The sequence below is a fragment of the Neobacillus sp. DZ-9 genome, from assembly GCF_059587065.1.
On the sequence record NZ_JCAIOL010000010.1, the window covers coordinates 151,668 to 174,576 of the forward strand.

The following is a 22,909-nucleotide window of genomic DNA, read 5'->3' on the forward strand; positions in this document are numbered from 1 at the left end:
TTTATGAATTTCACCTTACTTTTTATCTTTGCTGGCTTAGTCCAATTTTATTAAAAAGCATGAAAAATACGAGCCAATTGAATCATGGGAGATAGGCAAAAAGAATCGTTTGTATCGTGAAAAGGAGAAAACGGTCAAAAAATGTTTCAACGAGTCGAATGGTGTCATGTAAGAAATGACTCGTTGAAAGGGGGTGAGAAATTGCACTTCCGCCATTTTATTATTTCAGGCCTAATGGTTGGAGCAGCTTTGTTTTTACCACACAATGCCTTTGCAGAAAAGAACGAGCTTAACGGGCAGCAGAATTCCCAAAATGCAGCAGCACATGCAGCAAAAGCTGATAGCAAAAACCTGCAAGCTGACGTCCAAGCTAAGGCAATGGATAAGACAGTACCTGCCACTGCTAATAAAAATCAAGCCGCAGTAAAACAGCAGTCATCCAATCATGGCTCTCAACAGGCGATGTCCCGAAAACAGGCTGCAACGCCGAAAAGTTTGCCGGCTCAGGCAAAAGGAAACGTCCAGTCTGTTGTAAACAAGACAGCGAAAAACGTTGAGGCACCAGGCCAACAGAAAAAAACCATTACAAACGAAAGTAACCAAGGGTTAGGAAAGGATAAGCAGACTTCAAGAAATGTGTCTGTTTCTTCTAATCTTGGTGTAAATATTTCAGGCGAGTTAAAGAGCCGCTTAGAAACTCAAAGGGAAGATTCACACTTATCGCAACCGAAAAAGATCGAACCTAATGAACCACTTGCGGCAAAACCAGCAAGCAAAAGACAGGTCCCGGTCAAAAAGGATGAGATCCCTAACGCCGATCGGGCGACGAACCCAACTCAACGTTCCAATAGTTCAGGCGGGTCATCAAATGATCGAATCAGTCAGGGGCTGAACACGATAAGTACGTTGGATAAGTGGTTTGAATGGAATAAGTACTATGAGATCCAATTTGTCCAGCTTTACCTTTCACGGTCTGCATTATTGACTAATCAATGGGTGAATGCGCCGCCGGCACCACCGCCACAAAAAGCTCCTTTATTAAAAATGGTTACCCGCCGCTAAATGCCACGGAACATGATAATAAAAGGAGCGAATTAAAAAATGAAACATTACTTAAACCCTAATTCTGTTGTGAAATCTTTCGTATTGGCTGGAGCATTATCGTTTGGAGTATTTGCGGGAGGACATTTTACTGAAGCAGCTGGTCTTGGCAAGGAAAAAGCTGAACACAACGTTCATGTAAAAACTGAACAAAGCGTAAAGGTCCATGTAAATGCAAAGCCTGCAGTTCAAGTGAAGCCAGCAGCACCGGCAGTTAAAGAGCAGCCGACATCTGGAAAAGCGAGCAAATCTCAAGCAATCTATCATGCAAGCGAGAATGCAAAATTGCATGCTAATCCAAATTCTGCTGTTTTAGGCAAGGTTGGAAAAACTGAAGAGGCAAAAACAGAGGAAGCTCAGGTTCAAGAACCAGCAACTGAAGAGGCTGCAAAGGCACCTGCTGAAGAAACAGTTGAAAAACAAGCTGCAGCTTCTGCAACAACAGAAGTTGAAAAAGATGAAGCTGTAAAAGCCGATGATGAAGCAGTTAAAGAAGATGCTGATGCAGTTAAAGAAGATGCTGATGCAGTTAAAGAAGATGAAAAGTCTGAAGAGGTAGATTCGGATTCAGCTGTGAAAACAGAAGATAAAGAAGATGCTGATCATGATCAAGATTCAGATTCAAAGCAAACGGCGATTAAAACAGAAGCTGTAGTCAAAACAAAAGATGAAGACGAAGCAGAAGCGGTAACTGAAGAAGATGATGAGAAAGAAGCTAAGGTTAATCCTTCTTTTGCAAACAAAGCAAAGTCTCAAGCGACTCATGCAAGTGCAACTGCTTTAGAACATGCATCAAAGAACTCAGCCGTAGTAATTGCCAATGAAGCTGCAAAAGAAGCAACTGAAAACGAACAAGCTGGGGAAGAAACTACAGAAGCAGTAACTGAAAATGCTGGAAAAGAAGCAACAGAAGCGGTAACTGAAGAAACTGGAAAAGAAGCAACAGAAGCAGTAACTGAAGAAGCTGGAAAAGAAGCAACAGAAGCAGTAACTGAAGAAGCTGATAAGAAAGAAGCAAAGGTTAATCCTTCTTTTGCGAACAAAGCAAAATCTCAAGCGACTCATGCAAGTGAAAATGCTTTAGAACATGCATCAAAGAACTCAGCCGTAGTAATTGCCAATGAAGCTGCAAAAGCAGCAACTGAAAACGAACAAGCTGGGGAAGAAACTACAGAAGCAGTAACTGAAGAAGCTGGAAAAGAAGCAACAGAAGCAGTAACTGAAGAAGCTGGAAAAGAAGCAACAGAAGCAGTAACTGAAGAAGCTACAGAAGTAAACAAATCTGCAGAAAACAAAGCAAAAGCACAAGCTAGCGTAAATGCAAGCCAAAATGCAGTAGAACATGCAGCAGCAAATTCTGCTGTATTAGCTGGAGCTAAAGTTTCTGAAGAGGCAGTAACAGAAGAAGCTACTGTTGATGCTTCTGCAAAAGAATAATCTATTATTTATTAAAAGAAACCGATGGATCTTTCCTTCGGTTTCTTTTTTTATTGAATTTTGTGTATTCTTAATGTAATACTCAGAACGAATAAGGAGTTGACCCCCGATGGAAAAAGCAACATTTGCAGGTGGCTGCTTTTGGTGCATGGTATCGCCATTCGACGAACTGCCTGGGATTCAAGAAGTAATCTCTGGCTACACAGGCGGCCATACTGAAAACCCTACTTATAAGGAAGTATGTTCTGATACAACCGGTCATTATGAAGCGGTTCAAATTACCTTTGATCCCGAAGTCTTTCCCTATAAAAAATTACTTGAGCTGTTCTGGCAGCAAATCGATCCAACGGATACAGGCGGCCAGTTCAATGACCGGGGGCTTTCGTATCGGACTGCGATTTTTTATCACAATGAAACCCAGCATGAGATGGCGGAAACTTCAAAAAGGGAACTTGCTGGAAGCGGGCGTTTTGATCTGCCAATTGTAACCGAAATCCTCCCTGTAGGTCCTTTTTATAAGGCCGAGGAAAAGCATCAACATTATTATAAAAAAATGCCTTTTCACTATAACCACTATCGGGAAGGTTCCGGGCGGGCGCGTTTCATTCGAGAAAACTGGAAAAAGCGCAAAAGTGATGAGGATTTACGGAAGGATCTGACGCCGCTTCAGTTTGAGGTTACCAGGAATAACAAAACAGAGCCGCCGTTCCAAAATGAATACTGGAACCATACGGATGAGGGAATTTATGTCGATATTATTTCGGGCGATCCTCTGTTCAGTTCAACCGATAAATATGATGCAGGCTGCGGTTGGCCGAGCTTTACGAAGCCGCTGCGCCGGATGGAAATTGAAGAGCGTTTCGATACTTCGCATGGAATGAGGAGAATCGAGGTCCGAGGCAAAACGGCGGATTCCCATCTCGGCCATGTATTCGATGATGGACCAGGCCCCGACCGTGCCCGGTACTGCATTAATTCAGCAGCGCTCCGGTTTGTGCCAAAGGATAAACTCTTGGAAGAAGGGTACGGAGAGTTTATAAAACTGTTCGAATAAACGACATTCTTTAGCTCTCTGAATATTCAATAGTTTAAAATTTATTTGCTTTTTATCATTCTATATACCTAGTGGCAAGAATAAGTTCTAGTAAGGTGATGCCCACCTTTACGCACTTTTGGACTGCTCTGATAAATGAGTGGTCCTTTTTTTAGAGGAGGAATAAATGATGAACGTGAGATACCCAATTGGGAAATTTCAGTTTGATGGTGAGATTACGCCCTCTATTGTAGAGGACTGGATCAATGAGATTGAAGCATTACCTGGATTGTTACGGGATGCGGTAAGTGGCTTAAATGATAGACAACTAGATACGCCTTATCGTTCTGGAGGGTGGACAGTCCGGCAGGTAGTCCATCACCTTGCGGATAGTCATATGAATGCCTATATTCGTTTTAAATTAGCTCTTACAGAGAAAACTCCTGTCATCAAGCCATATGAAGAAGGCAAATGGGCTGAGCTGCCAGATTCTAGCTTGCCGGTTGATATTTCACTTTCGCTGCTGGAAGCTTTGCACTGCCGTTGGGTCCATCTGCTGCGAAATCTAAGTCCTGATGATCTAGAAAAGAAGTTTATCCATCCAGAGTCAGGAGAAGTGACTGTAGGAAATAATATTGGTATTTATTCATGGCATGGTAAGCATCATCTTGCACATATCCTAGCTGCAAATGTAGGAAATCGCAGCTAGCTTTTTATACAAAGAAGGAAAGACTTCATCTATTAAGCGAATCATAAAAAATAGGAGGTATCTACCTCCTATCCTTTTAGATGTTGCTGCCTGGTTTAACCAGACCATGTTTTTTAATATGATACTGCAAACTTTGCCGGGTGATTCCAAGAGTTTTGGCTGCCTGCGAGATATTCCAGTCCGCTTCATCTAACGTTTTTTGAATATAGTACTCTTGCGAATTGGAGAAAATCGATTTAAACGGATTCTTCTTCAACTCCTTTTCCTTTTCGACATTCCCCGATTTAGCCGCCAATAATTTCTTTTTCATAAATGCTGGCAGATGGTCAACATCGACCGCTGCATCATTTTCACTAGCCCTAATGATTAAATTTTCGATTAAATGCTCGAGCTCTCTTGTGTTCCCGGGCCAATGATATTGAAGAAGAATCGAGAGCAGCTCAGTTGAGAGATTCGGAACCTCTTTGTTAAATTTCCGCCGGTACTTGTCGAGGAAAAAATGAATGAAAAAATGAATATCCTCCGTGCGCTCCCTTAAAGGAGTAATATAAAGGCTTGTATGCGCGAGTCTGTAAAATAAGTCGAGGCGCATTTTTCCTTCCTCTATTAACCTTTCCGGATCCTCGTTTGATGCACTGATTACGGTACACTCCACAGGGGTTACTTCATTTGACCCCACTCTTCGAACTAATCGTTCCTGAAGAACACGGATTAATTTCGATTGCAGCGTCAGCGGCATCGAGTTAATTTCATCGAGGAACAGAGTCCCGTTCTTGGCATATTCAAACAGACCGATCTGGTTGGCTGCCCCGGTAAACGCCCCCTTAACCGTCCCGAATAACGTACTTTCTAAAAGAGTTTCCGGTATCGCCGCACAGTTAATCGCGACAAATGGATTTTCTGCTCTTGGGCTGTGATTATGAATACTCTGAGCAAATAATTCTTTTCCCGTTCCCGTTTCCCCAACGATTAGCACGTCGGTATTATGTATGGCAATATTTTGCGCCTCTAGAATGAGATTTTTTAAGGCAATGCTTTTTCCTTTAATATCATCAAAGGAAAAGGTTGTCCCGTTTTTAAACGGACGATTAATAGAATCCGATTGAACCGCCTGCCTCCGAAGCTCGATTGTCTCATGAAGCAAATTCTTGAGCTTGGATTCATTCGTACTAATCGAAAAAACGGCAATCGTTTCCCCGTCCTTCTGGATCGGATAGGTGCTGTAATTCACATACTTCGGTACTCCATTGACTGTAGAGTGAGCCCTGTATCGGGAGAAAATTGGCTTGCCTGTTTTAAAAGTGTGCTTGTGCTCAGAATATTGCGGGTTGTAATTATAGGCCTCCCACAGGTGTTTCCCGAGAATTTCCCGGCTGTCCAGACCTTCTAATTTTTCCTGAGTCCCGTTGTACAAGACAATTTTGCCATCGCGGTCACTCATCATCACGCCTTCATTCAGTGATTCGATAATTTTTTCGAGGCAATACAATCTCGCTCTCTGGTTGGTTGTTAAATTGGTTGTATCTTCAATACAGAGAATCAGATAATCTTGGTCGATAGAGAATTTTTTCACCTCTACTATCAGCTTCTTATCCTTCACTTTAATTTGATAAGTTTCATTTTCTACTAAAAGTTCTTCTTTATTTGGAAGTAATTCAAAGATATTGGCCCCAATGGGAAGATCTAATTGGAGGTCCTCATTTATATCATGCCATAAAATTTCGTAGCTTCCATTTAGGACAATGACTCCGTCTACAAAGCTTCTAATCAGCAAACCAATTGATGCAGCATTACTCATACCAAAACCCCCTTTAAAAAACCTGACTATATCTGAAAATATAACATTTATTACGAATATTTAAAATAATCTGCATGCAAATTTTATCTGCACTATTAAAAAATGCAATCGTTTTCAATGTCGTAGCTTTAATCTAGTTTGCCCTCCGTTAACCCTGCAAAAACTATCTGCGGTCTCTTTGACATGCTAGACATTAACTTAATAGGTTAGTAGCGCGATTTTTATAGAAAAAGCTCCATTCCTCCAACTTGGCACGGTACTTGCAACATAAAAATACGAGTACACCATTTAATCGAGGAGGAATTATTCATGTCAAAACCAGAAATCTTATATTCCGTTAAAGCACAGAGGGGACCTGAACTTCGCTGTAAGGGCTGGAGACAGGAGTCCATCTTGCGGATGCTTGAAAACAATATGGAGAACGCTGAAAAGCCAGAAGAACTCGTCATTTACGGCGGGATCGGAAAAGCGGCCCGTAACTGGGAGTCCTACCACGCCATCGTAAAATCGTTAAAGGAACTGGAAGATGATGAAACACTGGTTGTCCAATCCGGGATGCCTGTAGCCGTCTTCAAAACTCATAAATATGCGCCAACCGTTGTCATGGCAACGACGAACATCATGAAGGCAGACTGGCCGACATTCTATGATCTTCAAGATAAAAACTTAACCATGTATGCCAACTATACAGCGGCTCCATGGGAGTACATAGGTACCCAAGGTGTTATCCAAGGTACATTTGAAACTCTATCAGCGATTGCCCGTTTACATTATGTCGATTCTCTGGTTGGAAAGATTCTGTTAACGGCCGGGGCAGGCGGTATGGGGGGCAACCAAACAAGAGCGATGACGATGCATGGCGGTGTAGCCATCCTTTGTGATTCCAATCCCGAGATCATTAAGCGCCGAATCGAAAAGAAGTTTATTGATGTTTTAGTAGATTCCTTGGATGATGCCATCGCATTGGCAAAGGAATATGCGGCGGCGAGAAAACCAATAGGGATCGCTGTCGTCGGTAACGCCGCTGATATTTTTGAAGAAGTCATTCAAAAAGGCTTCTTACCAGACATCGCCACATCGATGACACCAGCCCATGACCCAATCTCCTACCTGCCAGCTGGCTATACTGTTCAGGAAGCAGAGGAGCTTCGTGATAACAACCGTGAGCTTTATTTAGAAAAAGCACGTGAAACGATGGTTCGTGAGCTAGAAGCGCTCATTAAGTTCTTAGACTTAGGTGTGAAATCATTTGAATACGGTACAAGTATCCGAAAGGAATGTATCGATGCCGGCATGGATGCGAAGGAAGCGAAGCGCTTGCCAGGCTTCGTTGCTGAATACATCCGTCCACTCTTCTGTGAAGGCCGCGGCCCGTTCCGCTGGGTATGTCTATCCGGTGAAGCAGAGGATTTAAGAAAAATTGACGATATGATTTTAGAAGAATTCAGTGATGACCTACTCGTAACCCGCTGGATTAAGCTTGCCAAAGAACATATTCCAATCGAAGCCCTGCCGGCACGTATTTGTTACATGGGCTTTGGCCAGCGGAAGAAATTCGCGTTAAAAGTAAATGATATGATCCGAAAGGGCGAGCTTGCCGGACCAGTTGCTTTCTCCCGCGATAATTTAGACTCCGGTTCGATCGTGAACCCAACCTTTGAATCTGAAAATATGAAGGACGGCGGCGATTTAATCTCTGACTGGCCAGTATTGAACGGTCTATTAAATGCAGTCGGAATGTGTGATTTGATTGCCCTTCAAGCCAACTATTCGATGGGGGAAGCGGTTCACACTGGTGTTACGATGGTTGCCGATGGTACAGCAGAATCGGATATGAGACTGGAAGTGGCGATGACCGTTGACTCCGGAATCGGCGTTATCCGCCATGCCCAAGCCGGCTATGAAACGGCCCGCGATGTAGCGAATGGTAAAGGGAAACTTACGAACGAAAGCATCAAGGTGCCATTATGGTGGTCACCAAAAGCAACATTTGGCCCTAAGGATTTAGAAAAGGAAAACGTAAAGGCATAAAACTTGAAATAAAAACTGGATAGTAGAGATCCTGGATTGATCTCTACTATTCATTATTAATCAGTATTTGATTTGCTGATAAACTCTAAAAATCCGCTGATAAAGTGTAATTTTTTAGATTTACATAAAGATTGGAGGTTCGAAAAAAGAATGTCTGAAACAAAGTTAAAGACAAAAATAGATTTATTGATCACCAATGCCTCCGAAGTCATCACCTGCTTGGGCGAAGGCATGAATGATATTGGCGTCCTCCAAAATGCCTGGATTGCAATAAAGGATGGAAAAATTGCTGCTGTCGGCACGGAAGAGGAAATAAAGCAGGACTTCATAACAGAGCATTCTTCCGTCATCGATGCTAAAGGAAAGGTTGTCGCCCCCGGTTTCATAGATTCCCACACTCATTTAGTTTTTTATGGTACTAGAGTAGAAGAGTACGCAGCAAAGGTGGCGGGACTTGACCCCAAAAAGCTTGGGATTTCTGCCGGACCGAACCGAACTGTTGAATTAACGAGAAATCGACCGGCTGAAGAGCTGTTTGAACAATCGAAAAAACGGCTGATGAACATGCTGGATTATGGGATCACCACAGTCGAAAGCAAGAGCGGCTATGGCCTGACAACCGAGAGTGAAATCAAAATTTTAGAGGTCAGCAGAAGGCTGGATAAAGAAACACCAATCGATGTACTTAATACGTTTTTAGGTGCCCATGGATTTCCAGAAAATTTAACAAAGGCTGAATATCTTTTTAAAATCGTCAGCGAGATGATTCCGCAGGTAGGAGAACGGGGACTGGCGGAATTTTGCGATGTTTGGTGTGATGAAGGCTATTTTACAGCAGCGGAATCAGAAATCATCCTGAAAGCCGGACTCCAGTACGGAATGAAACCAAAAATTCATGCCGATGCCTATTCCTATATTGGCGGCTCGGACCTCGCAGCCGAAATGAAAATGGTGTCGATCGACCATTTGAATTACACGCCTGTTGAAGTAATGGAAAAGCTCGCTGAAGCAAAGGTTACCGGGGTGTTAATGCCGGCCCTCGATTTTGCGGTAGCCCATAAGCGTCCGTTCGCAGCACGAAGAATGCTCGACCTTGGCATGAACATCGCTTTGGCAACGGATTTATGCCCCGCCTGCTATACCGAATCGATGCAATTTGTGATTAACCTTGCCTGCCGGCTTTATCAGTTCTCTGTGGAAGAAGCGATCAAAGCGGCCACCTATGGCGGTGCAAAGGCGCTTGACCTTGATGATAGGGGTGTCATAGAAGAAGGGAAATTAGCAGATTTGCAGATTTGGGATGTCCCAACCTATAAGCATATCGCTTACGAGCTTGGGACGAACATTGTGGAAACAGTGATTAAGAACGGAAAGATTGTCGTCAGCCGCTAACTATATAAGGAGGGATCCTGAATGAAAACGAATCAAGCAGCAAAAGCCGCTGACTATATTAATGCGGACCGCCTGCAGGAATTATTTTTGGAGCTGGCAAAAATAAATGCCCCGAGCACAAAAGAAAGTCTTGTGGCCGAATATTTGAAAAAGGCACTGCCGGAGCTAGGTTTTACCTTGGAGTTTGATGATGCGCACAAAAATTTCGACGGCGAAGTTGGGAATTTAATCGCCTGGAGGGATGGAACGGATCCGTCGATTCCGCCGTTATTTTTCTCAACGCATATGGACACGGTATTGCCAACCGAAGGATTGAAGCCAGTCATTAAAGAGGGCGTCATTTATTCAGATGGCACGACCATTCTCGGAGCTGACGACAGGGCGGCCTTGGCGGCTTATTTGGAAGCGATCCGCGCCATTATCGACAGCGGGGTCCCGCATGGACCGATTGAATTCATTTTAACGGTCAATGAACAGCCAGGTCTAGTTGGGGCCACATATATGGACTACAGCAAGGCAAAAAGTAAAACCGGCTATATTTTTGACAGCAGCGGCGATGTCGGCCAGATTATTTTAAAGGGGCCGTACAGCAGCCGGATTTGGATGGAGGTTCAAGGAATTGCTGCCCATATCGCCCTCAATGCCGAAGAAGGCAACAGCGCGTTTCTTCTTGCAGCCGAAGGATTAGCGAATATGAAGCTTGGTGCGATTGATGAGGAAACACTTGCCAATATCGGGATTATCAAAGGCGGTGAACTGACATCGATCATTCCGGGCAGTGTCACCATTGCCGGTGAGGTGCGGAGTTTTTCAAAGGAAAAATTAGATGTGCAGCTAAAGCATATGGAGGAAGTCATGAAGCAGGCCGCCGAGAAAAATGGCGGAAAAGTGGATGTGAGGATTGAGAAAAAGTACCTCGGCTTTGATATTCCAGAGGATGATATTTTAGTAAAAACAGTGGAAGTTGCGGCTCAAAATATAAACGTGAAGCCGTATTTAACGGAAACATTGGGCGGTGCCGATACGAATGTGTTAAATGAACATGGACTAACCTGTTTGACGCTTGGACTGGGATTCCAAAATATTCATTCCTTCAGGGAATGTATCAGCATTGATAACCTGATTAATACCGGGAGATTAACAGCCGCGCTGATTGAACAGTGGTATATTAACCATAAGAACGCCGAATAATTGGAATGTTTTTTTAAAATTAAGCTGTGTTAAAGGCTACTGTTAAATTTTAACACGGTTGTTTGGAGCGGAAGGCGCGAAGACTCCTGCGGGAGTACGGGACAGGGGAGACCCCGCAGGCGCCAAAGCGCCGAGGAGGCTCCCCGGCACGCCCTAAGGTGCGCGAAGCGCCTGGAGCGCAAATAAACAACTAAGTTTAACAGAGTTAATTAAGAGCTTTATAATGTTTTATAAAGTCGATAAAACCTTCATAGGAGTGAGAAATCATGGGCAGCAAAGAAATGGTAGAGTTGAAATTAGTAGAATTAGACGGCTTGACCCTGGACCGTTATAAAGTGGAAAGCGTCGCAAAGGGCGAGGCGAAAGTAGACATACCGGAGCATAACTGGATGCGGGTGCGGGAAAGCCGCAAGCGCGTGGAAAAACAAATCAATGATGGAAAAGTTGTTTACGGTGTGAATACCGGATTCGGAAAACTCAGCGATATCGAAATTGACCGGGAAGATAATGCGAAATTACAGTTGAATCTATTGCGTGCCGACGCTGTCGGTGTCGGCGAACCATTGCCCATCCCCGTTGTCAGAGCGATGATGACACTGAGGGCCAACTCCCTTGCGAAAGGCTTCTCTGGAATTAGGGAAGAAACGCTGCAGCTGCTCATCGACATGATCAACAATGGGGTTCATCCGGTTGTCCCTTGTAAGGGTTCGGTAGGTGCCAGCGGCGATCTAGCTCCGCTTTCTCATATTGCGATTGTATTGGTCGGCGAGGGGAAAGCCGAATACAAAGGCGAAATCCTGCTGGGTGCAGAAGCGCTAAAACGTGCGGGTCTTAAACCGGTATCCCTTCAAGCAAAGGAGGGTCTTGCCCTTATTAACGGAACTCAGGCAATGTCTGCTGTTGGCACCCTTGCTTTGAATGAAGCAGAACGTGTCGGTGTTGCTGCTGATATGGCCGCCTGTTTAACGATGGAGGCACTTAACGGAGTGATTTCTGCCTTTGACAGCGAGCTTTTAGCGGTTCGGCCGCATCCGGAGCTGGAATTGGTGGCTTCCAGGATGAGGAATTGGCTGGAGGGCAGTAAACGTATTACCCGCCAGGGAGAAATCCGCATACAGGATGCTTACTCGATTCGCTGTATTCCCCAGGTTCATGGTGCCTCCTGGCAGGCGATTCAGTATGTCGATCAGCGTTTGAGTGTGGAAATGAATTCAACAACCGATAACCCAATTGTTTTAGAAAGCGGTGAAATCCTCTCAGGAGGGCACTTCCATGGTCAGCCCATCGCATTATCGATGGACTTTTTAAAGGTGGCGGCAGCAGAATGGGCGAATATTTCCGAGCGCAGAACGGAACGGCTCGTCAATCCGCAATTGAGCGGCTTGTCACCATTTTTGGCAGTGGACCCAGGGCTGGAATGCGGTCTGATGGTGGCTCAGTATGCTGCAGCCTCGCTTGTTTCGGAAAATAAAGTTCTCGCCCACCCGGCAAGTGTGGACTCGATTCCGACTTCGGCCAATCAGGAGGACCACGTTAGCATGGGGACGATTGCCTCAAGACAAGCCCGCGAGATCATTCATAATTCTGCAAGGGTGATTGCGATTGAAATGATCTGCGCCTCCCAGGCGATTTATTTGGAAAAAGCAGAAAAGGAATTGGCACCGGCAACAAGGGCGTATTTAGAGAAAATCCGGGAAATCTGCCCGCCGCTTGAATCGGACCGGGCGATATCGGATCAAATGGAAGAACTGGCACAATTTATTTTAAGGGATCCATCTTTGGTTTAAGTTTTAAAGCAAGAGATTGAGCTGTTCAAGGCTCAATCTCCAAATAAAAGTCTGAATTTTCGGATTTCTAAATATAAAGGGGGCTCATTATGAAGTCGTATAAAATTTTATCGATCGTGTTCGCGTTAATGTTGATTGTATCAGCATGCGGTACCAGCAAGACCACCAGCGGAGGTGGCGAAGCCAGTCAGGACAAGAAAACACTGAAGGTTGTGACCAACGCGGAATACGCCCCGTTTGAATACATGGATAAGGGAGATATCAAAGGGTTTGATCTTGATTTTATCAAAGTTGTGGCAAAAGAAGCCGGTTATCAAATTAATGTCGTGAATACCGGATGGGATCCTTTATTTGTTGAAATAAAAGGGAAAACAGCTGATTTTGGTATCTCGGCGATCACAATTAACGATGAACGGAAGCAGACGTATGATTTTTCAACCCCTTACTTTTTATCGACCAATGAAATCCTCGTGCCGGAGGGAAGCCCGATTAAAAGTGCAGCAGATTTGAAAGGGAAAAAAGTAGCTGTGCAAAATGGGACAACAGGGCAAGAAGCTGTTGAAGCCATCCTCGGAAAAAACAGTCCCAACCTGAAAAAATTTGAAAGCACCAACTTAGCGATAATGGAATTGAAAGGCGGCGGTGTGGATGCCGTGGTTGCTGATAACACAGTCGTCGAAGAATACGTAAAAAATAATTCAAACGAAAAAGTAGTCGTGATAAAAGATGATGCAGCCTTTGAAAAAGAATTTTATGGACTAATGTTTCCAAAGGGCAGCAAGCTAAAAGCCGACTTCGACAAAGCCATTAAAACAGTGCTGGAAAACGGCGAATATGCAAAGATTTACCAACAGTGGTTTAAGGTTGCTCCTGAGGTGAGTTTGTTAAGCAAATAATGGTGGAATTGCGTAACTCTCCTACAAAAAGCAGTTACGCAATTTTTGGGTAAGAAAAATTTTAATAAAGGAGGATTAGCTTATGGATTTTCGTTTTGATTTAATATCTGAATATAGTTCTTTTTTTCTAAAAGGGACAATGCTCACCATTGGTCTTTCCATTGCCAGTATTTTGTTCGGAACGATTTTGGGGCTCTTAATTGGCCTGGGCAAAATGTTGAAAAATAAATTGCTTGCGCAGCCGTTTGCCTGGTATATCGTCTTTTTCCGCGGAACACCCTTTTTGGTTCAAATTTTGTTAATTCATTTTGCCGTTGTGCCGGTGTTCCTTGGAAAAACCAATGCCATTGTGGCAGCTATTTTAGCTCTTTCGTTTTGTTCTGCTGCGTATATTGCGGAGATTTTCCGTGCAGGGATTCAATCGATTGATCGGGGACAGATGGAGGCGGCACGTTCGCTTGGGATGAATCATGTCCAAGCGATGCGCTATGTGATTTTGCCGCAGGCTTTCAAACGGATGATCCCACCGTTAGGAAATGAGTTTATTGTGTTAATCAAGGATTCGTCGCTGGCCGCGTTAATTGCAGCGCCAGAGCTCATGTATTGGGGACGAGCCATGCAGGGGCAGTATTTTCGGGTCTGGGAGCCGTATCTTTCCGCAGCAGTAATCTACCTCCTGTTAACACTCAGCTTAAGCTTTCTTCTAACTAAACTGGAGAGGAGGCTCGCGACCGGATGATCAAGGTGAGAAATTTAAAAAAATCATTTGGGCATCATGAAGTATTAAAGAACATTAATGTTTCGGTCCAGCCGCAGGAGGTTGTCGTGGTGATAGGTCCTTCCGGGTCAGGGAAGTCCACCTTTTTACGGTGCATCAATTTATTAGAAACGATTTCAGACGGACATATTTATATAGAAGGAATCGATCTTGCTGATAAAAAAACAGATATCAATAAAGTGCGGACGGAAGTGGGCATGGTCTTTCAGCAGTTTAATCTGTTTCCGCATAAAAAGGTTATTGAAAATATTATGTTGGCTCCGATGAAGGTGAGAAAGGTTTCTGAGGAACAAGCGAGGGAGAAAGGGTTGGCGCTTTTAAGAAAGGTTGGGCTTACAGACAAGGCGGATGCTTATCCGGATTCGCTTTCCGGGGGGCAAAAGCAGCGTGTCGCAATTGCCAGAGCCTTGGCGATGGAGCCAAAAATCATGCTTTTCGATGAACCTACTTCTGCCTTGGATCCGGAAATGGTCGGCGAGGTATTAGAGGTCATGAAGCAGCTCGCCAAGGAAGGAATGACAATGGTCGTTGTGACCCATGAAATGGGCTTTGCCAGAGAAGTGGGCGACCGTGTCATTTTTATGGATGGCGGCTTCATTGTGGAAGAAAATGTCCCAAGTGAATTATTCGAAAATCCAAAAGAAGAACGGACGATATCCTTTTTAAGTAAGGTTTTGTAAAAAATTAGACCAGTTCGCGCCGCGATTTGGTCTTTTTTTGTTGTAATCGGATTTTACTAACAGGCATTCTCGATTGTTTGAGACAAATCCATCCATATTTTGTATTTGTGTTTGGATAATAAAACCATTTGAAAGCATACTAAAACATGGAAATATATTTTGGAAAAGGGATATTAGACTGAACAAATAAAATGAGGAATTCATGATGGATTTACTTTCACGTCATTTATTTGAAAATGAGGCAGTCCTGAAATCTACTTTCACAGATTGTCCCGATGTTATTTTTCGCAGCTTTTTAATCGGTAATAAAACAAAAGCCCTTCTCATTTATACAGAAGGTTTGGCCGATATTAAAGAAATCGATAAAAATGTTCTTTCCCCGCTGATGCAGCAAGAAACAACGAGACTCCCAGACATTCAGGCGATTCTTGAGCAGAAGCTGTCCGTTTCGAAGGTGAAACCTTTTACTGACACCAAACAGGCCGTTCAGGAAATTTCTTCAGGGAATCCGGTTATGTTGATTGATCAACAACTAGAGGGCATCACAATTGGTTTGGCGAAATGGGAAAAACGTGCGATTGAAGAACCGATAGCTGAATCCGTCGTTCGAGGCCCCAGGGATGGCTTTACGGAAACAATCAGTGTTAACATATCGCTTTTACGAAGAAAAATTAAGAGTCCGAATTTAAAAATGAAATCATTAGTCGTGGGGCGCTATAGTCAAACGCAAATTGTTTATATGTATATCGAGGGAATTGTTGATCCTCATCTGCTTGATGAAGTCCATAACAGGCTGAGCCGCATTGATATTGACGGTGTATTGGAGAGCGGCTATATCGAAGAATTCATCGAGGATGATCCTTATTCACCATTCCCGCAAATTTTAAATACAGAACGGCCTGATGTTGCGGCATCAAGCCTGCTGGAAGGTCGCGTAGTTATTTTAGTCGATGGGACACCGTTTGTTTTGATTGCACCAACTACACTTTATTCTTTGTTTCAGGCTTCTGAGGATTATTATCAACGGTATATGATTGGAACACTTATCCGCTGGCTGCGTTATATTTTATTGCTCATAGCCTTACTGCTTCCGTCTACTTATGTGGCGATTCTTACCTATCATCAGGAGATGCTTCCAACAACTTTATTGTTAAGCATAGCAAAGTCAAGAGAGCAAGTTCCGTTTCCTGCTCTGATTGAAGCGGTTATTATGGAGATTACGTTTGAGGCCATAAGGGAGGCTGGGATCCGTCTGCCCAAACAAATCGGTTCTGCTATCAGTATTGTTGGGGCTTTGGTCATTGGCCAGGCAGCTGTCTCTTCGGGGCTTGTATCGGCACCAATGGTCATGGTTGTAGCCTTCACAGGGGTCGCTTCTTTTTCCATCCCCCGGTACAACGCATCTACCGCTATTAGAATGCTCCGCTTCCCTATGATTGTAGCAGCAGGAACACTGGGGTTACTCGGGATTATGCTCGGGATTCTTGCCATCATAGTTCATTTAAATACGATCCGTTCCTTTGGTGTTCCCTATCTATCTCCAATGGCACCAATAAAGGGAACGGAGATGAAAGATGTATTGATTAGAGCACCATGGTGGTCCCTAAAAAAGCGTCCTCGCTTCACAGGATATTCTAATACATATCGGCAGCAGGAGGGGCAGAAACCTAACCCGCATAAGGGAACTGAATAGGAGTTGAAGTGGACATGCTTGAACGAGGCAAAATATCGGCATTACAAATGGCCTTTATGATGAATCCGACCATTTTAGCCACCGGTTTACTGCTCGTCCCTGCGATCACTGCGAAAACAGCCAAACAAGATTTGTGGTTATCGCCGATTTGGGCATCTTTCATTGGTTTTATGATCGTATTTGTTGCTTATCGACTGCATAAGCTCTATCCGAAGGAAACCATGTTTGAATACAGCGAGCAAATTCTCGGAAAAATTCCAGGGAAAATTGTTGGCGTGATTTTGGTGTTTTATTATTTTCATGTAACGGGCATTATCGTCCGTGAGTATGGAGAATTTGTTTCAGGCACCTTCCTCCATCAGACACCCATGGTCGTTATTTTTTCGACCATGATTATTGTTTCCTCTATGGCTGTCTATGGCGGCCTTGAAGTGATAGGGAGATGTTCGGAGATGATTGTCCCCGTTTTGTTAGTCCTTTATTTGGTTATATTTGTTATGCTGTTAAAGGATTTGGATACCAAAAACTTTTTTCCGATGCTGGAAAACGGCTTAGGGCCATCCCTAAAGGGTTCGGTTGTCTTGCAAAGCTGGTTTAGTGAATTTATCCTTGTTTCTTTTTTCTTTCCCTATTTAAGGGATCAGGATAAAGGGATGAAATGGGGAATGATATCGGTTTTTAGTGTTATGTTTTATATGGTGCTAACCAATGTAATGTCCCTTGTGTTATTTGGAAGATTGACAGCTTCATTAACCTATCCTGTTATGGTAGCGGCCCGGTATATTAGTATTGCTGATTTTTTGGCCCATTTGGAATCGATCGTGATGGCCCTTTGGGTTGCCGGTACATTTCTTAAAATTACGGTTTTTTATTATGCGCTTGTTTTGGGGACTGCCCAGTGGCTTAAGCTTTCTGATTTTCGTCCGATTGTGCTCCCAATTGGCTTTTTATTAATTTTATTTGGGGCATGGTCAGCACCAAATTTGCAGGTACTATCACATTTTCTTAGTACTACAGCTGCCTTTTATTTACTGTCCATCCAGGTTGGCATTCCGGTCATCCTTCTTACCATTGCATTAATTAAAAAGAAAAGACAGCAAATGAAAGGGTCAATAACAGGATGAGACGGCATTATGGGAAGGCCTCCCTTAAAAAAATCTTTTTTCTTTTTCTTATTCTTTTTGTTTTTTTATTAGCGGGCTGTTGGGATAGAAGGGAAGTAAATGATCTGGCATTGATAAGAGGTGCTGGAATTGATAAAAAACAAAATGGAAAATTGGAGCTTACGGTTCTTTTGTATATACCGAAAGGCGGCAGCGGCAGTGAGCAGGGAATGGAGGGCTCAGGAGGCGGCGGAACTATGCAGACGTTGATACGCTCTGCACAAGGAAATACCATTGCTGAAGCAATGTCGATTCTTCAAGAAAAGCTGCCGCGACAAATTTTCTGGAGTCATTGCGAAGTGTTTATCTTTAATGAGGCGATCGCTAAAGAGGGAATTGCAGAGCATGTCGATTTTTTTATTCGTATGCCAGAGCTTCGAGAACGATCTCAATTATTTATCAGCAAAGAGAGAGCTCGAAAAATATTAAGTCTTCTTCCGCCGCTGGAACGTGATATTGCAGAAGTGGTTCGAGAATTGGGGGAAGAAAAAATAGGTATGACGGTTACCACCAAAGATTTCGCGGAAATGTTGCTAAGTGAGGCTGGCGATACGGCCATTCCGTGGATCAAGATTCTTCCTCCAATCGAAGGTCAGGAGGAAAAGCGAACCATCGCTTATATTACAGGAACAGCGATATTTAAGAGGGACAAAATGGTTGGTAAAATAAATGATTCCGTTACTAGGGGGCTTTTGTGGCTTAGGGACGAAGTGAAGTATTCTACCATCACCCTTACACCTAAAGGTGCAAAAGGTTATGTTTCTATGAAATTACTGCGGGCTAATACAAAAATCCTTCCGAAAATAAAAAATGGCAAATGGGAAGTTGTACTCAAGGCTGAAGCGGACGATGATATCATGCAAAATACAACCGATTTAGACGTTGCGAATCCTATAGTAGTTAAAGCTTTAGAGCAGCAATTAAAGAGCAATCTAGCTAAAAGAGTAAACGAAACATTAAAGGAAGTTCAAAAGGATATGAAAGCCGATGTTTTTGGGTTTGCTGACGCCTTTCACCGCGAGTATCCTGAGATATGGAAAAAAGAAAAAGATCGTTGGAATGAAATTTTTCCAAACGTAAAAGTAACAATAGTACCGAAAATCAAAATTAAAAGGCAAGGAATGGAATCCGGTCATCCGCTCATTTCTAGTAAGAAGGGGAATGGAGAATGAAATGGCTTCCTTATTGGGGACGACTCTGCTTGTTTTATTTATGGTCCTTTCCCAGTTCACAAAAATAAAAAAAGATAGAGTGGTTTTAATTGTTTTTTCAGTCTTTGGATGGCTGATTGCAAACCTGTTAATCTTTTTCCCGAATGTACCCGGTCCTTCGGAATTAATTGATGTGTTGTACAAGCCTCTGGGAAAACTTCTTGAATAAATAGCTTAGTCTCAATATCCCTGATATAGGGATATTTTTTTTATGTAAGGGCTTACATAATTATTTAAATATTCAGAATTGACTCATTGGTGGAAAAATTCCATTGACGAAGAGTTCGTCTATGTTATATATTTTTACATATCGATGTTAGGAAATGTAACATAGGGGTGTTTCTATGAAAAAGATTGAGGCGATTATTCGGCCTGAAAGGCTTACAGATACCATTAAGGGCTTGAAAAAGATAGGTATTACCGGTTTTACCGTATCCCAAGTGGTTGGCCGTGGGAAGCAGAAAGATACCCAAGGTGTGTACCGCGGGAAAAATTATCAGGTGACCTTGCATCCAAAGGTAAAGCTGGAAATTGTGCTTTCCGATTATTTGGTGGAGTCGACCATCCGCACCGTTGTCCAGGCAGCCCAGACAGGCGAAGATGGAGATGGGAAAATATACGTCTATCCGATTTTGAGGCGTACAATATTCGGACGGGAACGATTGATTATGATATCGATGATTTAGTAAATCGAGAGGGGGGATCATAATGGAACTTATGTATGTCAATACCATTTGGGTGGTCCTAGCTTCGGCCATGGTGTTATTTATGGAAGGCGGCTTCAGTTTATTGGAGGCAGGGTTTGTCCGGACAAAAAATGCCGTCAATGTCACGATGAAGATTTTTGTCGATCTAACGGTTGGCGCCTTAGCGTTTTGGCTGATTGGTTTTGGGATTATGTTTGGCAAGGATGCCTTTGGCTTCGTTGGCACAAGCCTGATTGGCAGCCCGGAAAAAATTACCCTATCGATTGAATTGCCCGGTGTGGCGTTTGTGCTTTTTCAAATGGGATTTGCGGTTGCTTGTATTTCGATTATTTCGGGTGCACTGGCAGAGCGGATGAATTTTAAAGCCTATGTGGTCACAGCTGCCCTTATTTCTATTATTATTTATCCTTTGTCCGGTCACTGGATTTGGAATAGCGATGGCTGGCTGGCGAAATTAGGCATGAAGGATTTTGCTGGCTCGGCGGCGATTCATGCGGTTGGCGGCTTTGCCGCTTTTGCAATGGCGAAATGGTTAGGGCCACGGAAGGGCAGATTCAATTCTGACGGAAGCGTGAACGTTTTTGCCCCTAGTAATATTCCATTGGCTTCAGCTGGTGCGTTTATTCTGTGGTTCGGTTGGTTTGCGTTTAATGCCGGCAGCACCTTGGATGCCTCAAGCTCAAGCCTAGCACCGATTGCGATCAACACAATGTTAGCTGGAGCAAGCGGCGGTTCGGCTGCTTTATTTTTAACGATGAAGAAGTTTGGCAAAGCTGATCCAAGTATGACGATCAATGGTGTTTTAGCAGGATTAGTGGCAATTACGGCTGGATGTGCGTTTGTTTCCGAATGGAGTGCAGTTTTAATTGGGGCGGTTAGCGGTTTGCTGGTGATTTATTCCACGCTATTTGTGGATTATGTAAAGGTGGATGATCCTGTCGGCGCTGTTGCTGTCCATGGTTTTAGCGGTGTGTTTGGAACGATCGCGGTCGGGTTGTTTGACCGTTCGGCAGGATTGTTGACTACGGGTGATTTCTCGCTTTTAAAGATACAGCTTTTAGGGGCAGCGGTAGTGATTGTATGGGGGCTGCTTGGCGGAACGTTTATGGCGAAGGTTTGCGAAAAAACCGTTGGCCTCCGGGCAACAGAGCGGGAGGAAGAAGAGGGTCTCGACATGTCCTACCACGGTATTCCGGCATACAACGAATTGGAGCGTTTCACGGATCTGCCGACTAGTTTATTTAATTTCGAAGAAACCACAGGTGTCACGGTTGCGTCTCCTGTTACAAGCAAAGTAAAGGCGGGGAAACCAGTTTAATGGGAAGTTTTTTGCACTGGGACAAAACGTGGCAAAAAAACTATCAAACTGTCCCATAGAAGAGCTCTATGGGACAAAACGTGGCAAAAAAACTATCAAACTGTCCCATAGAGGAGCTCTATGGGACAAAACGTGGCAAAAGAACTATCAAACTGTCCCATAGAGGAGCTCTATGGGACAAACCTTGGCAAAAAAACTATCAAACTGTCCCATATAAAAGCTCTATGGGACAAAACGTGGCAAAAAAACTATCAAACAGTCCCATAGAAGAACTCTATGGGACAAAACGTGGCAAAAAAACTATCAAACTGTCTCATACCTCATTCCAACTCTCAATTCATCTCGAGCTAAAATAAAAAGGCGGCTGATTAAGCCGCCTTCATTATTGAACCAAAACTCCCCAACCACATATTTACACTACCCCGTTAAATAGTAAATATTACCCAATCTATCGTATCCTATTATCCGAAACATCACAATAACAACATTTAAACATTTTCCAACGCCTTATAAATCGCCTTTTTTTTGTACATCTCCTGGTCCGCCAACTCTAGTATTTCCTCGAGCGTTACCTTTGTCCCTGGTTTATAGTGGTAATATCCGTGACTAGCCGAGATTTCGTAGGGTTTCTGATTGGAAACGTTAATCTCATGGAAGGCACTCTGAATGTCAGTCCAAACTTCCTCGACGTCTTCCCTTTTCTTATTAAAAAGGATCACGATGAATTCGTCCCCGCCAAGGCGGAATAACACGTCTTGGTGATCAAGGTTCTCGCTAATTGTCTCACAGCAAGTTTTAATCAGATCGTCGCCGTTTGAATGACCAAAACGATCATTGACGATTTTCAAATTGTTTATATCAATATAGCAAATAATAAATTCCCGCATATCCTCCTTAAGCAACTCTCGGAGGAGCTCAATGCCGCTGCGTCGATTGCGAATGCCAGTCAGCATATCAATCGATGCATGCTGAAGGAGCTCGGCCTCTTTCTTTTTCATGTCGGTAATATCTGTCGAATCGATTAAAATGCAGGTGTCATCGAGGTAATCAACCAATTCGAAATTAAGCAGCGACCAATTCCGTATGTGGGATGTAATTTGCAGCTCTGTTACATAATTTTTAATGCTTTTTTCCTTTAATAGTCTATTTAAAATTTGCTGCTTCTCATTAGAACTGCTGAACAAGAAACTTGCATTCATATGTTTAGGGTAGTATTCGATTGCTTGTTTATTCATGAGGACAATCTCATCACTGTCGAGCTTTGTCAAAATTAACGGGTTTGGATTCAAATTAAATAGTCTCCGAAAACTTTCCTCATTCCGGCTAAGCTTCTGCTTGTTTAAATAATCATTTTTTCGCAACGAATAGAAGGCAAGTGCAATTGTAAATGAAATGACGGCGGTACCTGTCGAGTTAATTAACTTAGAGAGGTACGAATAATGATTGGATTCAATCAGATATAATCCGATTAAGAAAAAAATATGGACTGTGGCGTACTGAAATAATAGGTTTCTAGGCCGAATCGGGAAGATGGCCGCGACTCCCAGAAATATTATGATATAGGCGTAAATGTTTCCGGTGAATAGCTGGCTGTTGATAGAGGAAACGGCCCCGATCACCAAATAGAGGAGAATATAGCCATTTACGATGAAACTTTTAGGAGCTTTCTTGTTCCGATAGACCATAAGAAAAATGAGTGATATCACCAGTCCAGCAATATGCACGCTTTCGAGCACCCATTTAAAAAGGGGCTTGTCGAGATTTTTTAAAAAAATAAAATCGACGATGAAAAAACCTGGATAGGTGAAAATCAGCATATAAGAAACGAGTTTTATTCTTTCAAATATCTGCTCGTCATTAAATTGATTAAATTCTTGTGTTGTTAATAGATTCTTAGCGAAGGATTTCAAGTTGATCATCCTTTTTTCTATTTGTCTTCGGTATTTTAGCATATTTTTGGGGGAAGGAAAGGGTATTCCGGTTT

General features: G+C 43.2%; 18 protein-coding genes and 1 pseudogene. 17 read left to right on the forward strand and 2 right to left on the reverse strand.

Annotated elements, in window-relative coordinates:
* Nucleotides 1-201 precede the first annotated feature (201 nt).
* The 4 genes from AC59HZ_RS24475 to AC59HZ_RS24490 all read left to right on the forward strand — a co-directional run bounded on the left by AC59HZ_RS24475 (nucleotide 202) and on the right by AC59HZ_RS24490 (nucleotide 4,280).
* The gene (locus tag AC59HZ_RS24475; RefSeq protein WP_496548362.1) at nucleotides 202-1,062 is read left to right on the forward strand and encodes a hypothetical protein; all 861 of its coding nucleotides are present in this window, start codon (nucleotides 202-204) and stop codon (nucleotides 1,060-1,062) included.
* A gap of 39 nt (nucleotides 1,063-1,101) precedes the next feature.
* Nucleotides 1,102-2,538, forward strand: coding sequence for a hypothetical protein (locus AC59HZ_RS24480; protein WP_496548363.1), 1,437 nt, complete (start codon nucleotides 1,102-1,104; stop codon nucleotides 2,536-2,538).
* Between the two features lie 109 nt (nucleotides 2,539-2,647).
* On the forward strand, nucleotides 2,648-3,592 hold the full coding sequence (gene msrA, locus AC59HZ_RS24485) for a peptide-methionine (S)-S-oxide reductase MsrA (RefSeq protein ID WP_496548364.1): 945 nt from the start codon (nucleotides 2,648-2,650) through the stop codon (nucleotides 3,590-3,592).
* Nucleotides 3,593-3,758: 166 nt separating this feature from the next.
* Complete coding sequence (locus AC59HZ_RS24490) at nucleotides 3,759-4,280, forward strand: YfiT family bacillithiol transferase (protein WP_496548365.1); 522 nt, start codon at nucleotides 3,759-3,761, stop codon at nucleotides 4,278-4,280.
* A 76-nt stretch (nucleotides 4,281-4,356) separates the two neighbouring features.
* On the opposite strand, the gene AC59HZ_RS24495 is transcribed toward AC59HZ_RS24490, so the two are convergent.
* Entirely contained in the window at nucleotides 4,357-6,078 is a 1,722-nt protein-coding gene (locus AC59HZ_RS24495) for a sigma-54 interaction domain-containing protein (protein WP_496548366.1), read from the reverse strand.
* 309 nt (nucleotides 6,079-6,387) lie between these two features.
* Between AC59HZ_RS24495 and AC59HZ_RS24500 the strand changes: the two genes are divergently transcribed.
* The 13 genes and pseudogenes from AC59HZ_RS24500 to AC59HZ_RS24560 all read left to right on the forward strand — a co-directional run bounded on the left by AC59HZ_RS24500 (nucleotide 6,388) and on the right by AC59HZ_RS24560 (nucleotide 20,925).
* Nucleotides 6,388-8,109, forward strand: a complete 1,722-nt coding sequence (locus tag AC59HZ_RS24500) for an N-tau-methylurocanate hydratase (protein WP_496548367.1) — start codon at nucleotides 6,388-6,390, stop codon at nucleotides 8,107-8,109.
* A gap of 150 nt (nucleotides 8,110-8,259) precedes the next feature.
* Complete coding sequence (gene hutI / locus AC59HZ_RS24505; protein ID WP_496548368.1) at nucleotides 8,260-9,501, forward strand: imidazolonepropionase; 1,242 nt, start codon at nucleotides 8,260-8,262, stop codon at nucleotides 9,499-9,501.
* A 21-nt stretch (nucleotides 9,502-9,522) separates the two neighbouring features.
* Nucleotides 9,523-10,692, forward strand: a complete 1,170-nt coding sequence (locus AC59HZ_RS24510) for a M20/M25/M40 family metallo-hydrolase (RefSeq protein WP_496548369.1) — start codon at nucleotides 9,523-9,525, stop codon at nucleotides 10,690-10,692.
* Nucleotides 10,693-10,958: 266 nt separating this feature from the next.
* Nucleotides 10,959-12,479, forward strand: a complete 1,521-nt coding sequence (hutH, locus tag AC59HZ_RS24515; protein WP_496548370.1) for a histidine ammonia-lyase — start codon at nucleotides 10,959-10,961, stop codon at nucleotides 12,477-12,479.
* Nucleotides 12,480-12,568: 89 nt separating this feature from the next.
* Nucleotides 12,569-13,375 (forward strand): basic amino acid ABC transporter substrate-binding protein, encoded by an 807-nt coding sequence (locus AC59HZ_RS24520; RefSeq protein WP_496548371.1) that lies wholly within the window; start codon nucleotides 12,569-12,571, stop codon nucleotides 13,373-13,375.
* A gap of 82 nt (nucleotides 13,376-13,457) precedes the next feature.
* A complete protein-coding gene (locus AC59HZ_RS24525) occupies nucleotides 13,458-14,114 on the forward strand; it encodes an amino acid ABC transporter permease (RefSeq protein WP_496548372.1) in 657 nt (218 codons plus the stop codon).
* The gene (locus tag AC59HZ_RS24530) at nucleotides 14,111-14,833 is read left to right on the forward strand and encodes an amino acid ABC transporter ATP-binding protein (RefSeq protein WP_496548373.1); all 723 of its coding nucleotides are present in this window, start codon (nucleotides 14,111-14,113) and stop codon (nucleotides 14,831-14,833) included. Before AC59HZ_RS24525 ends, AC59HZ_RS24530 begins: the two co-directional genes overlap by 4 nt.
* A 202-nt stretch (nucleotides 14,834-15,035) precedes the next feature.
* Entirely contained in the window at nucleotides 15,036-16,526 is a 1,491-nt protein-coding gene (locus AC59HZ_RS24535; RefSeq protein ID WP_496548374.1) for a spore germination protein, read from the forward strand.
* A 14-nt stretch (nucleotides 16,527-16,540) separates the two neighbouring features.
* Complete coding sequence (locus AC59HZ_RS24540; protein WP_496548375.1) at nucleotides 16,541-17,650, forward strand: GerAB/ArcD/ProY family transporter; 1,110 nt, start codon at nucleotides 16,541-16,543, stop codon at nucleotides 17,648-17,650.
* Nucleotides 17,647-18,861 (forward strand): Ger(x)C family spore germination protein, encoded by a 1,215-nt coding sequence (locus AC59HZ_RS24545; RefSeq protein ID WP_496548376.1) that lies wholly within the window; start codon nucleotides 17,647-17,649, stop codon nucleotides 18,859-18,861. The genes AC59HZ_RS24540 and AC59HZ_RS24545 overlap by 4 nt, the downstream gene beginning before the upstream one ends.
* Entirely contained in the window at nucleotides 18,851-19,069 is a 219-nt protein-coding gene (locus AC59HZ_RS24550) for a hypothetical protein (RefSeq protein WP_496548377.1), read from the forward strand. The genes AC59HZ_RS24545 and AC59HZ_RS24550 overlap by 11 nt, the downstream gene beginning before the upstream one ends.
* 175 nt (nucleotides 19,070-19,244) lie before the next feature.
* Nucleotides 19,245-19,609: pseudogene (locus tag AC59HZ_RS24555) on the forward strand (P-II family nitrogen regulator).
* Nucleotides 19,609-20,925: an ammonium transporter gene (locus AC59HZ_RS24560; RefSeq protein ID WP_496548378.1), complete on the forward strand. Its 1,317-nt coding sequence runs from the start codon at nucleotides 19,609-19,611 to the stop codon at nucleotides 20,923-20,925. The pseudogene AC59HZ_RS24555 and the gene AC59HZ_RS24560 overlap by 1 nt, the downstream one beginning before the upstream one ends.
* A gap of 488 nt (nucleotides 20,926-21,413) precedes the next feature.
* Here AC59HZ_RS24560 and AC59HZ_RS24565 read toward each other — a convergent pair whose 3' ends face one another.
* Nucleotides 21,414-22,835: a sensor domain-containing diguanylate cyclase gene (locus tag AC59HZ_RS24565; protein WP_496548379.1), complete on the reverse strand. Its 1,422-nt coding sequence runs from the start codon at nucleotides 22,833-22,835 to the stop codon at nucleotides 21,414-21,416.
* Nucleotides 22,836-22,909: the final 74 nt, after the last annotated feature.